This is a genomic window from Alteromonas sp. CyTr2 (assembly GCF_947311905.1).
In the GTDB taxonomy this organism is placed as follows: Bacteria; Pseudomonadota; Gammaproteobacteria; order Enterobacterales; family Alteromonadaceae; genus Alteromonas; species Alteromonas macleodii.
In genome coordinates, this window is record NZ_CAMZMZ010000011.1 from 47989 (window position 1) to 60524 (window position 12536).

The following is a 12536-nucleotide window of genomic DNA, read 5'->3' on the forward strand; positions in this document are numbered from 1 at the left end:
GTTAGGCTGCGCTAGTTATTTTGCGCAGCCCTAGTGGCACCAGCCGCGCTCTAGCGTGAAACCCTTAGGTTACTGTATTTACGTTATAGCGCCTTTTTAGTGGGCACCACCACGTTAGCAAAGATTAATCCCGCCACTAGCGACATAAAGATAAGAAATACTTCCTGTCCCAAGTGGTCTGCCTTCACAAAGTCTTGGCCCGTCATAAACGAGTTCAAGCCAATATAGGTCTTAGACCCCGGCACCAGCACTATAAGTCCGTGCATAGCCACAATGGTCGCGGGTTGGTTAGCAATGCGGGTGAACGCATTAGCAAAAATGCCTAACGCAAATGCACCCACGAATGCACCTAGACCAGGGCTCATGTAGTCAGAGCTCCATGCGGTAGCACTGTAGGCAATAAATGCTGCTGCCAATGCCCATGGAATGTGTTTAATACGCGTTCTGAATATCGCAACTAGGGCAATGCAAAGCAAGAATACCGATAGCCAAGTGGCCCAGTAAGGCAGCGATTCTGCAGGGGTATACACGTTTTCACCAAACGCACTAAAGCCCACTGACACACCCAAAAAAGCACCGAAATACAGCTTAAACAGCTGCATGATGGCGTCCATAGTACGAGCCGTGCCCGACACCATGTTGCGCGATGAAAGTTCGGCAAGGCCCATAGTCAGCGCTAGTCCGGGTACAAATACAATGACCGATGAAAGCACAACCAGCGGAATGTTAATGCCAGGGTCAACGTATTGACCAATAGCACAGGCAAGAATGCCGCCAACGAACGCGGTGACAGGCTCTAGCATCAAGTTTACGCGTTTAGACTGCTGTGCCCATAAGGTCCAAAGATAAGCCACTATACCCAAGGCACCCGACCAGCCAATTTCACTCCAGCTTGCACCCATTAGCATAGCAAACGCGCCGGTGGCCATAGCAAAGGCAACGCCTGTCACCCATTTACCATAAGGGCTGCCCATGGCATCTATTTCATTTAAGCGCTTGTCAGCTTCACTTAAGGTTAATTTGCCCGACAGCAGTTCGCTGGCCAGTTCATCGGTGAGCGACAACGCGTTCATGTCTAATTCGCCTGGAAGCAAACGCGCAGCGTGGTTATATTCGTCTTCGTGACGGTCGCTCCAGATAACAAAAGTCAGTGAAGTTGGCGTTGAAATAAATGAAGCGTGTACGCCTAAATACTTAGCGACTTCACCTAGGTAAGCTTCAAGTCGGAACGCAGGGGTACCGTACTTGTGCAGCATTTTGCCTAGCTTCACTATAAATCTACGAATTTGAATAAATTCAATGGTATCCAACGCACTGCCCTTTAGTTTTGATAAATCTAATATGAGATAAATGAGACAAAAAAGCCAGACGCATAGGTAAAGTGTCTGGCTAAAATTTGGGCGGATTGTACGGAGGGTTTTGCACGAAAGCAAAACAAATTTTCTCTTATTTTCCCTTACAAAAACTAATCGATTAATCCATTAAAAGTACGCTCTTAGCGCGAGTTTTCAAACGAAAAATACAGATATTCTTGCGCTTAAACACGTTCTGTAAACTGCATCCAGTCTTTCCATACGGGTTCCAGTCCTTTCATTGAAAGTGCGCTCACGACATCTGATACAGATCGGTTGTCGTCAATATCGAATTGATTTAGTGCCTTCGATGGGGCGCTGTAACCGCCAGGCTGTGTTTGCGACGCTGCACTCATAGACGTTATGCCAAGAGGCATTACGCCATCCCGAAATACTGCCGACTCTCGGGTAGACAGCGAGAGTTCTGCTTGTGGGTTAAAAATGCGGTGGGCGCATATTAGCTGCAGCAGATCTCGCTCGTTAGGGAGTTTACGGTTGGTGAGGGCGTTGCCGCCAGTGCTGTTACCTTCACAGCTACGAAGGCGCGGAAAAGCAATAGATACACGGCTTTGCCAGTAGTGTTGCTGTATTAACTTGCCGTGAAGGGCGGTCATGGCGCCATCAACCCGCCAGTCGCCTAAACCCAGTAGTGCGCCAATGCCTATTTTATCAATGCCGGCTTTCCCTATGCGATCGCTGGCTTCTAAGCGCCATAGGAAGTCCTGTTTTTTACCTCGAGTGTGGTAATTAGCGTAATGCTGCGGTGAGTAGGTTTCTTGATACACTAACACTGCGTCTAAGCCCAGGTGCTTCAAGGTTTCATATTGCTCGCGCTTTAAAGGTTGTACCTCCATCATAAGGTAGCTCACCTTTTCGCGAATGGCGCTTAGTGTTTGCTCAAAATATTCCATCCCCACTTTGGTTTCATGTTCGCCAGTAACCAGTAACACCTGTGAAAAACCTAAATCTTTGATGGCTTCAATTTCGGTCAACACTTCGCTTATAGACAGGGTTTTGCGCTTTATTTTGTTGCTCATGGTAAAGCCGCAATAGGTACATTCGTTGGCACACAAGTTTGACAAATACAAAGGCACAAACAGCTGCATGGTATTGCCAAAGCGATGGCGAGTAATTGCTTTAGCGCGATAGGCCATGGCTTCTAAGTACATAGCGCCAGCGGGAGAGATCAGTGCCATGAAGTCGTCTAAAGAAAGTGTGTCTTTACCTAGCGCTCGTTCTACGTCGCCCGCTGTTTTGCTGTTTATCGACATAGCCACATGCGACAAGTCTTGCTGCATTAATGCCTGCGCTACCTTCATACCGCCGGCTCCAAAAAGGCGGTAAGCGGGCTAGAGGCTTGGGCAAAACTGCTGGTAGCACCAAGTCCAGCTTCAAAGGCTTTTCGCCCCGTTTCTACGGCGCTTGCGAAAGCTGCTGCCATAGCAACTGGGTTCTTAGCCGTGGCGATAGCCGTATTCACCAGTACCGCATCTACTCCCAGCTCCATGGCCGCCATAGCTTCGCTTGGCTTACCAATGCCTGCATCTACAATGACGGGTATCGACGCTTGTTCAACAATAATTTGCAAAAAGGGTTTGGTTTGTAATCCCTGATTGCTCCCAATTGGCGCGCCCAATGGCATAACGGCAGCGCAGCCTACCTCTTCTAAGCGTTTACATAAAACGGGGTCTGCTCCGCAGTAGGGCAAAACGTGAAACCCTTTTTTAACCAGTGCCTCTGCGGCAAGAAGGGTTTCGATGGGGTCGGGCAACAAGTAGCGTTGGTCTGGGTGAATTTCCAGCTTCACCCAAGGGCTACCTAATGCTTCGTATGCAAGTTCGGCGGCGAATATGGCTTCTTTTGCGTTCTTCGCTCCCGACGTATTCGGCAAAAGAGTAACGCCCAATGCTTTTAATGCCGAAAGCGTTTCATCTTGTGAACTATGGCTGGCGACACGCTTCATTGCCAAGGTCACCATGCTGCTCTTGGCTGCCTGTACCGCGCTTTTCATGGTGTCTGGGTTACTAAATTTGCCAGTGCCAGTTAACAGGCGGGAAGGGAAGGTGTGATTTGCGAGTGTTAGCATTTTAGCCTCCTGCCACTAGGGTGAAGATATCCACGGTATCGTTGTTACTTAAATACGTCGTCGGCCATTCTTGCTTGCTGATAATGGCGGCATTTTTGGCAACGGCAGTGCCTTCGTCTTTCAATTGTTTAAGGGCAATTAATTCACTAAGTGATATAGGAGAAATCACGCTCATTAATTGATTGTTCACGTTGATGTTAATTTGGGTCATTGGCATACCTCACAAGAAGAAGAGGGGGGAAGCTTGAAACTTTGCAGCGTGCCTTGGCCTGCATGGGCGTTTACGTAATGGCCCCATTTAATATCGGCATCGAAGCCTCTTGCCAGAAATAACAAGGCTTGGGTAGCTTGGTGGCATGCTGCCAAGCCTACTACGGGGCCCAGTACACCTTTGCTAACGCAATCTTCGCGTATGGCAACATTATTCACTAAACACTCGTAGCAACCGCAGGTGGCTGAGTTTTGAGGCAAGTTCAGCGCTTGCCAGGTAAGCCCACTGGCTGCTGCAATAAAAAGCGGAATAGAGGCGCGAAACGAGGCCAGGTTTATCTGCCTTCGTACCGTAACGTTGTCGGTGCAATCCAGCACGCAGGTGGCTGATGCAATTAATGTTGGTAAGTTGTTACTATCAGCAAATAAGCTTTTAAACTGGATGTTTAAATGCGAGTTCACTTTACGCAGTTCATTGTAAAGCGATTTAGCTTTAAGCTCGCCTAGGTGCATTTCATTGTAGCTTATTTGGCGCTGCAAATTACTAATGTCGACGGTGTCACCATCTATAAGTGTAATGTTGCCCACGCCTGCGCCTGCTAAATAGCGGGCGGTTACGCTGCCTAATCCACCTAAGCCAACGATAACAGCGTGTGCACCCGCCAAATTAAGCTGTCCGTCGTGATCAATGCAATCGAGTAAGAGTTGTCTGCTGTAGCGACGTATATCCTGATGCGCTAACTGCTGGCCTACTGAGTGACTAAGTGAATGAGTAGCTGAATGACTAAGCAAACCCAGCCTCCTCAACCAATGCTTGGTAGGCTTTTAGCGGGTATTCTGCCTGAGTGATTGCACTTACCACAGCAATGCCGCTAACGCCGGTTTTAGCTACATTGCCTATACGCGATAAGTTAATACCACCAATAGCAACGGTGGGAATGCCATCGCAAAGCTGCACATACTTTTCTAAACGTGCTACACCTTGGGGCTTCGAAGGCATGTCTTTGGTATTGGTGGGGAAGATATGACCAAGGGCAATGTAAGACGGGTTTAAAGCGCGAACACGTTGAATTTCAGCGAAGCCGTGCGTTGATATTCCAAGCCGTAAACCCGCACTACGGATGGCGTTTAGGTCTGCGGTGTCGATATCCTCTTGCCCCAAGTGCACTCCGTAAGCCCCGAGCTCTATGGCCAGCTCCCAATAGTCATTAATGAATAATTGGCAGTCGGTGTGTTTCACCAATTCTATTGCCTCTTTTATTTGCTGACGAATGTCTTCTTGGGAGCCTTGCTTAACCCGCAGCTGCATGATTTTTACGCCCGTTGGCCAGAGGCGTGCTATCCATTGCACGCTATCTACTACAGGATAGATGCCTAAATGAGTATGAGTAAGTGCAGGAAAGTGGCCTTCTTTACAAGACGAGGCTTCAAGAAGGGTATCCTTATCCCGCTCTTTTTCATTGGCAGTGGCGCCACGTTGGTGAAAGGTCACCAGCGGAAAGCTCTCTGGTTTTGCGGGAAAGCCGTTAGTTCGTGCAAAGTAGGCGGTTAATTCGTTACTTATGGCGTTTGCGTTAGCCGCTGCGCATTGCTTTGGTAGTGTATGGTTGCGAACTTCGCTGACGTAAGCATTAGCAAGCGTAAGTGCGTCTTCAATGCAGTAGTCGTGCACAATGAATGCCGCTACTGCGCTGGCTAACATGCAGCCTGTGCCGCGAAGGTTGCCGTTAGCGTATTTCGGCTGGCTAAAAAGAAGAGTGTGAGAGGCACAAACAAAAATATCGCTTACATTTTTTTGCCAGTGGGCGTGACCGCCCTTAACGTAAACGCTCTTTGCGCCTTTACCCCTTAGCCGATTGATTGCAGTTAGCAAGCTCGCTTCATCAACAACTGGCAAATGGGTGAGCCACGCAAGCTCATCGATATTTGGCGTAACGATATCTACCGTATTCAACAGTTCGTCAACTACGCTTTCGCTTAACTCACTCAGCACGCTACCTGACGAGGTAGACAATACAGGATCCCATACAACGAAGGGGCGAGGGTTAGATGTTTTTTGAATACGTGCACACAACAACAGCGCTTGCTCATCATTAGCAATAGCGCCAATTTTAATAGCGCGCGGCGGGGTATCTTCAAACAGCACCTGCCACTGCTGATTTAATGCCGACGCGCACATGCTTTCCTTACTAAGCATTATTGAGTTGGACTGCACGGTAAGCTGTGTAGTGAGCACACAAGCGTGGATGCTCAGATCGGCCAATGTAATGGCGTCGCGGGTAACGCCCGCACCACCGCTACAGTCAACGCCTCCCACACACCACACTACAGGAAGTGCAGTGTTGAGGTTGTTGGATGCAGGGCTTATGGACGCTTTCGCCATCATGGTAGCTCTACCTTGCTATCTGCAGTGTGATAAAGCTCTGCGCCAGACTGATTGAATGCCTGGGCCATCTCTTTCATACCTTTTTCTTTCTCAAACTCTTGCTGCTCCGCTTGTTTAGCCACATCGCGCACTTCCTGAGAAATTTTCATGCTGCAAAATTTAGGGCCGCACATAGAGCAGAAATGCGCAACTTTGCCAGACGCCTGCGGCAAGGTTTCATCGTGATAAGCGCGCGCGGTATGCGGGTCGAGAGCTAAATTGAACTGGTCTTCCCATCTGAATTCAAAGCGAGCTTTCGACATGGCGTTGTCGCGAATTTGTGCACCTGGGTGGCCTTTTGCCAAGTCGGCAGCGTGGGCTGCAATTTTGTAGGTGATCAGCCCCTGTTTAACGTCTTCTTTGTTAGGTAGGCCCAAATGCTCTTTAGGTGTTACATAGCACAGCATTGCGCAGCCATACCAACCAATCATGGCGGCACCTATACCTGAAGTGAAGTGATCGTAGCCAGGAGCGATATCGGTGGTGAGGGGGCCAAGGGTATAAAACGGTGCTTCGTGGCAGTGCTTAAGCTGCTCTTCCATGTTCGCTTTAATCATATGCATTGGCACATGCCCCGGGCCTTCAATCATTACCTGAACATCGTACTCCCATGCAATTTTCGTCAGCTCACCAAGGGTACGTAATTCAGAGAATTGCGCGTCGTCGTTAGCGTCAGCTACGCTACCAGGGCGCAGGCCATCACCTAGCGACAGCGCCACATCGTACTTAGCGCAAATTTCGCAAATATCGTGAAAGTGCTCATACAGAAAGCTTTGCTGGTGGTGGCTTAAGCACCACTTTGCCATTATCGAACCGCCGCGCGATACAATGCCGGTAACCCGCTTTGCGGTAAGGTGTACGTATTCAAGCAGCACGCCAGCGTGAATGGTGAAGTAGTCTACGCCTTGTTCGGCTTGCTCAATTAGGGTGTCTTTAAACATCTCCCACGTTAAATCTTCGGCTACACCGTTTACTTTTTCTAGCGCTTGATAAATGGGGACGGTGCCAAGAGGAACTGGACTGTTTCGCAGCAGCCACTCTCGGGTTTCGTGAATGTTTCTGCCGGTAGATAAATCCATGATGGTATCGGCGCCCCAGCGCGTTGACCACACCAGCTTTTCTACCTCTTCTTCAATAGACGAGGTGACTGCTGAATTACCAATGTTTGCGTTAATCTTTACTAGAAAGTTACGCCCTATAATCATTGGTTCCAACTCGGGGTGATTGATGTTGCATGGAATAATGGCGCGGCCTGCGGCCACTTCCTGGCGTACAAATTCAGGCGTGATGGTCTCGGGTAAATTCGCGCCAAAGTGTTCGCCTTTGTGCTGCTGCGTCAGTTCAGCATCTTTAATGGCTTGGCGACCCATATTCTCGCGAATGGCAATGTATTCCATTTCAGGAGTAATAATGCCCTGTCTTGCGTAGTGAAGCTGGGTAACGTTTTTGCCTGCTTTTGCTTTTAGTGGTTTGCGGCTGCGAATAAAGCGGAAATCTTCGGTAAAAATGTCGTTTTCACGCTCTTTTGCAAAGCTTGACGAAACGCCCTCTAATTCAAGGGTATCGCTACGCTCTTCAATCCACTTTTGGCGAAGCGGAGCTAGGCCTTTGTGCACATCTATGTTTTCTTGTGGATCGCCGTAGGGGCCTGAAGTGTCGTACACAGGAATGGGCGGATTTGGCTCTAAAATAGGGTTGTCTTCGGTTCCACCCACTAAACTGTCGTGTTGGTGAATAAGGCGCATGGCCACACGAATATCGTCACGGCTGCCACACTCGTAGTGGCGTGTTGAATTTGGGTAAGCTTCGCCCGCAAGTTCATTAATGAATTGTTGAGCTTGTTGGCGCTGTTCGCGTCTGTTCGACATAGCATTTTACCTTGTAAATTTAGGTTCTAAAAATGCTTGTCAGGAGTGAAGGAGAATACAAAGTGTAAGTGTAGAGAGGAATAATCCCGTTACTCTAGCGAGATTGTTGGTAAAGGTTCTGGTGATTACAGCCCTTTACACCGTTGATGTTGACTTGGGGATAAACTTAAACAGTTTACCTTGAGTGACGAGCAGCACCGTAATGGGTGTGTCTGTATCATCAACAGCAAAACAACTTCGCTTCACAACGCTAAACCACGGTTTAACAGTGTGCACATTGTATTTTCTTGTTCCCTTCGCAGGTATTAGCCTGATCAGGTTCTACGGATCCCACTTTCGCGGTCTCAGCTTACTGGGTTAACAGTGAAGCACTCCGACAAGTTGTTTAAGTCAATTCGGGTTGTGGTTGAAACAACCCGAATTGAGAATTCCTTTTTACTATATCTTCAATTTTATGGGTAATACAAGTACTACCAGAAAGCTAAAGGAATATTCATCTAGCTGGCTAGCTGCTGACCTTCCTTGTAAAGCTGAAGTGCAGTGGCTGTGTCATGCTTGCGTTCGCTAATTGCAGACAGCAGCAATAAGTCTTCTTTGCGCGACTTCATTTTTGTGGCTTTAAGCAGGGCTTTTTCCGCCAACACATCATCGCCTGAGTTAAATGCAACTTGGCCTAGCGTGGAGTATAGCGACACGTTTTCTTCGTCTTGCTTTATCCAGCTTTCAAGCAGTCGTAGTGATGGCGATGCATCGGGAATATTAAGCTGCGTGAACAGCGGAAACAGGGCGCTATTCGGGCCACGTTTTTGCCATTCAACTAGCAAATTCTGTGCGTCGGCATGCATACCTTGGTCAAGTAACTGTTGAATGTAGGCCGCGCGGTAAGCATCGTCGTGACGAAGCTTACGAGGTAGGGTTTCCCAATACGATTTAAGCTCGACAGCGCCTTGTTTGCTGGCAATTTCGGCAAACTTACCTTTGGCGATGCGCTGGCTCCACGTAGTGTAGTCTGCTTTGGGCAATGCTTTACGCCAGCCTGACAAATTCTCTTGAAGTACTTGCCATTTACCTAGCTTGGCAAGAATTTGCGCTTTTAACTGCACAACCTGCTTGTTCTCGCGCTCTTGCTCGTCAAGCTCGTTAAGTTTCTCTAGTGCCGCATCGTATTTTTCTTCAGCCATATCAATACGCGCGTGCATGACCGTTGCGGCTACTCTCGCTTTTGGAAAGTCAGTTGCCTGAACAAGGAAATAACGGGCTTTGGCTAAATCGTTATTGGCAAAAGCAATTTGCGCTGACGCCAAATAGTTAACGCCTTCGAAATCGCCGTTGGTGGTTTTACTTAACGCCTTTTGAGCTGTATCAAAATCACCTGCAGCCATTGCGTGTAAGCCGTCGTAGAACGCACGCTTGCGTTTGCGCTCACCTAAGGTGCCAAACCATTTATGTGAACCTGTGATCAGGCTTAACGCCCACAATACAAGTCGAGATAGTACGTACCAGGCAATGACGGCACCAATCACTAAAATACAAAAGCTAATCACCGTCATTTCAACAGCGGTGTTACCCAGTGATATGAGTACGTAGCCCTTATCGCCTAACAACATTGGGCCAACAATGAGTGCAACAACGAATGCGGCTAATACCGCAAGGGCAATAGCTAACCATTTCATAGTGCACTTGCTCCTTGTCCGAACACTTGCTTAACGCGGCTATCCAGTAGACGCTCTAGCGGTTTTTGTGACGCTAGCTCTGTAGGTATTGGGCGCGATACATCGGTAGCAATGAGGTTTTGTAGTGCATCTACAAAACCCGTTACTTGGCTTTTTTCTGTGTCGAACTTTTCAATAATTAACGTTTGAGCGTATTGAAGCGACTGGCTATAAAGCCCTGCATCGCCCTGAAGCGCAGCGGTTTGCGCGTGCATAAGCTGTAGGCGAAGCTGCTCTTTTGCTAAAAACTGCGCTTCCAGTGAAAGCACTGGTTCAACCGGGCCTTCAATGGTTTTTATGGTAAGAAAATCGTTCACCAGTGAACGCCACACCTTCGCAAGGTTCTCCTGCCAGTCGTCAGCTGACTCCGATAAGGTCGTGTCTTCTGCATTGGCGTCTTCTGGTTTTTCGAAGGTATCAAGTGGCAGTTTGTCAATTTGAGCAATCATACCCGTAAGCGCGAGAGCGACGGAACTCTGTGATACAGGGTTAAGCTGTTGTAAGGTTTGAATATCTTCAGCAAGGTTTGCGCGAACCGGAAGTACCGATGGGTCGGCCAACGACTTTAAGCGTTTATCTGCGTTAACTAGCAGCAAAATTGCTGTGCGTACGTCGTTTTCCAACCAAAGCTTTCTGCCTGCCATGCGAACTAAGTAATCAGCCTCAGCAATGAGCCAGTCTGCCGGGCGGCGACCTTCCATATTATTTAGTTGCTCAAGCGTCGATTCAGCTTGCAGCGTCAGCTTTTCGTTTTGCGCTTTTAACTCGGCTACCGTGCTTTCTAACGTCTGGTTGGTGCGAGCTACTTTGTCGATAGAGGCAACAAGACCAGCGCGCTCACGCTCAATAGTGTTTAGCTGAGAGGTCGTCGTTTGAAGTGCAGATTCAGAGTCCTTGCTTGCCGACTGTTGCTGCATGTAATACCAGTAACCTGCGCCAGCCATACCAAGCACAATAAGGAAAAGGGTGATTACAACAAACCACAGTAGACCATTTCCCGACGATTTCTTTTTAGCAGCACCCGATGGTGTTGATTCACTGTGCGTGGCAGAAGATTCGATAACGTCTTTTTCAGCTTCCACTTTCACGAGTTCCTCTTTTTGTGGGCTACTTTCATTGTTGTTGGCCATTCAATACTCCCAGTTATCCTTTACCCAGGCGATGAGTGCCTGATCGGTGGCTCGCTGACAAACCGCTACCTCTTTAATGCCTTGGCTAGTGAGGGTTTTGGCAATTCGATCGCTCACTGTTAACCATTTAATAGATTTAAGTGCTTGGCCAAATTGCGCAATTAGTTGCAGTGCCATTGCTTCGCTTGTAGCGATAATGCCGCTAACTTCGCCCATTTTCCACCGTTTTGTGTAAATTGGGCTTGTAAGTTGCTCTCTCTTATAAACGCAAAAGCTATTCACTAAAATACCTTTTTCGTCTAATCCAGTGGCTATGGCGTCGCGCCCACCTTCACCCTTAATGATAACGACATGCTGACAGTTTGCCTCATTAAGTTGGTGCATTGCCAGTATACCTTCGGATGTATGGGCTTCGGGAATAGCAACCTGCGCCGATGAAAACGCCTGAAGTCCCGCTTGTAATTTTCGTGCAGTGGCATCGCCCACAGCTATGATCAATGGTAATTCGTTAGCCGTTTCGCGTAAGCCTTCAATAACGGTGTCTACAGCATATACGCTGGTAACAACAATTGCGTTTACTGCATTTGACGCTAAAAATTCTGCAGCAGCTTTTCTTTCAGACGAAATATCAATGATGTTAGACGTGGCAATGCCTACCGCGTCAATTCCGGCTTTTTCAAAGGCAGAAGCGCTTGCTTTTAACTTCGGCAGTGGGCGTGTAAACAGCAACATACTATCGAATTTTCATCCTTTTATTTTACTGCGTAAACCTGCACGCATTCGACAAACTATAACTTAGTTATAAAGCGCCTTTAAGATTTCACCGGCACCTTGCTCAAGAAGGGATTCCGCTACTTCAACACCAATATCTGCGGCTTTTTCTCGCGACGCTGTAGCAGAAGCAAAGAGCAGTTCTGAACCATCTGGCTTACCAACCATACCGGTTAGTGTCAGCACATCGCCATCAAGCGTGGCAAAGCTACCAATAGGTACTTGGCAGCCGCCTTCCAATCTCTCGTTCATGGCGCGTTCTGCGGTAACACGTGTATTAGTGTCTGTATGGTTCAACGCCTGTAGCAACTTAATTAGCTCTTCATCGTCGTTACGGCACTCGATACCTACAGCACCCTGCCCAACGGCGGGTAGTGAAATATCAGCAGGTAACGGCATGCGAATACGAGATTCCATTTCAAGGCGAATAAGGCCAGCAGAAGCTAAGATAATGGCGTCGTACTCACCTGCGTCTAGCTTGGCTAGACGAGTATTCACGTTTCCGCGCAGGTCCTTGATGATAAGGTCAGGGCGATACTTGCGAATTTGGCACTGTCTGCGAAGGCTAGACGTACCTACTACTGCGCCCTGGGGCAGGGCATCTAAACTGTCGTGGTTATTTGAAACAAAAGCGTCGAACGGGTTTTCTCGCTCACAAATAGCGTGAAGGCCAAAACCTTCAGGAAATTCAACCGGTACGTCTTTCATAGAGTGCACGGCAATATCGGCACGGCCTTCAAGCATGGCAATTTCAAGCTCTTTTATGAAAAGTCCTTTACCACCAATTTTCGCCAGAGGTGTATCTAAAATTTTGTCGCCCTGCGTGCTCATAGGCACAAGCTCAACGGTCATTGACGGATAATGCTCCAACAATTTTGCCTTCACATACTCTGCTTGCCAAAGCGCTAAAGCACTTTTTCTAGTAGCAATTCGAACGGTGCGGGTAGTGTTGAGGTGACTCATGGCTATTCCAAACTATATA

The 12536-nt window shown here is 48.1% G+C and carries 11 protein-coding genes and 1 riboswitch; all 11 genes read right to left on the reverse strand.

Translation table 11 applies throughout. From position 1 onward, the window contains the following. Positions 1-83: 83 nt before the first annotated feature. Positions 84-1310 carry a threonine/serine exporter family protein gene (locus tag QME20_RS08290; protein ID WP_281715768.1) on the reverse strand — a complete coding sequence of 409 codons (1227 nt, stop codon included), beginning with the start codon at positions 1308-1310 and terminating at the stop codon, positions 84-86. A 227-nt stretch (positions 1311-1537) separates the two neighbouring features. Next, positions 1538-2671, reverse strand: coding sequence for a 2-iminoacetate synthase ThiH (gene thiH, locus QME20_RS08295; protein ID WP_281715769.1), 1134 nt, complete (start codon positions 2669-2671; stop codon positions 1538-1540). Further along, positions 2668-3438, reverse strand: a complete 771-nt coding sequence (locus tag QME20_RS08300; RefSeq protein ID WP_069943503.1) for a thiazole synthase — start codon at positions 3436-3438, stop codon at positions 2668-2670. The genes thiH and QME20_RS08300 overlap by 4 nt, the downstream gene beginning before the upstream one ends. Position 3439: 1 nt before the next feature. Continuing rightward, positions 3440-3649 (reverse strand): sulfur carrier protein ThiS, encoded by a 210-nt coding sequence (thiS, locus tag QME20_RS08305; RefSeq protein ID WP_187446322.1) that lies wholly within the window; start codon positions 3647-3649, stop codon positions 3440-3442. After that, positions 3646-4440, reverse strand: a complete 795-nt coding sequence (locus QME20_RS08310; protein ID WP_281715770.1) for a HesA/MoeB/ThiF family protein — start codon at positions 4438-4440, stop codon at positions 3646-3648. Before QME20_RS08310 ends, thiS begins: the two co-directional genes overlap by 4 nt. Further along, positions 4433-6034, reverse strand: a complete 1602-nt coding sequence (thiE, locus tag QME20_RS08315) for a thiamine phosphate synthase (protein ID WP_281715771.1) — start codon at positions 6032-6034, stop codon at positions 4433-4435. The genes QME20_RS08310 and thiE overlap by 8 nt, the downstream gene beginning before the upstream one ends. Then, positions 6031-7941: a phosphomethylpyrimidine synthase ThiC gene (thiC, locus tag QME20_RS08320; RefSeq protein WP_281715772.1), complete on the reverse strand. Its 1911-nt coding sequence runs from the start codon at positions 7939-7941 to the stop codon at positions 6031-6033. Before thiC ends, thiE begins: the two co-directional genes overlap by 4 nt. A gap of 274 nt (positions 7942-8215) precedes the next feature. Then, positions 8216-8327, reverse strand: a riboswitch (TPP riboswitch). Positions 8328-8438: 111 nt separating this feature from the next. Continuing rightward, complete coding sequence (locus QME20_RS08325) at positions 8439-9614, reverse strand: heme biosynthesis HemY N-terminal domain-containing protein (protein WP_281715773.1); 1176 nt, start codon at positions 9612-9614, stop codon at positions 8439-8441. After that, a complete protein-coding gene (locus QME20_RS08330; protein ID WP_281715774.1) occupies positions 9611-10783 on the reverse strand; it encodes a uroporphyrinogen-III C-methyltransferase in 1173 nt (390 codons plus the stop codon). The genes QME20_RS08325 and QME20_RS08330 overlap by 4 nt, the downstream gene beginning before the upstream one ends. After that, entirely contained in the window at positions 10784-11515 is a 732-nt protein-coding gene (locus QME20_RS08335; RefSeq protein WP_039226924.1) for a uroporphyrinogen-III synthase, read from the reverse strand. A 63-nt stretch (positions 11516-11578) separates the two neighbouring features. Further along, positions 11579-12517, reverse strand: a complete 939-nt coding sequence (hemC, locus tag QME20_RS08340; protein WP_014947801.1) for a hydroxymethylbilane synthase — start codon at positions 12515-12517, stop codon at positions 11579-11581. Positions 12518-12536: the final 19 nt, after the last annotated feature.

Coding starts and splice junctions, on each gene's coding strand:
- thiH (WP_281715769.1), bottom strand. CDS start 2,671: ATGAAGGTAGCGCAGGCATTAATGCAGCAAGACTTGTCGCATGTGGCT.
- QME20_RS08300 (WP_069943503.1), bottom strand. CDS start 3,438: ATGCTAACACTCGCAAATCACACCTTCCCTTCCCGCCTGTTAACTGGC.
- thiS (WP_187446322.1), bottom strand. CDS start 3,649: ATGACCCAAATTAACATCAACGTGAACAATCAATTAATGAGCGTGATT.
- thiE (WP_281715771.1), bottom strand. CDS start 6,034: ATGATGGCGAAAGCGTCCATAAGCCCTGCATCCAACAACCTCAACACT.
- thiC (WP_281715772.1), bottom strand. CDS start 7,941: ATGTCGAACAGACGCGAACAGCGCCAACAAGCTCAACAATTCATTAAT.
- QME20_RS08325 (WP_281715773.1), bottom strand. CDS start 9,614: ATGAAATGGTTAGCTATTGCCCTTGCGGTATTAGCCGCATTCGTTGTT.
- QME20_RS08330 (WP_281715774.1), bottom strand. CDS start 10,783: ATGGCCAACAACAATGAAAGTAGCCCACAAAAAGAGGAACTCGTGAAA.
- QME20_RS08335 (WP_039226924.1), bottom strand. CDS start 11,515: ATGTTGCTGTTTACACGCCCACTGCCGAAGTTAAAAGCAAGCGCTTCT.
- hemC (WP_014947801.1), bottom strand. CDS start 12,517: ATGAGTCACCTCAACACTACCCGCACCGTTCGAATTGCTACTAGAAAA.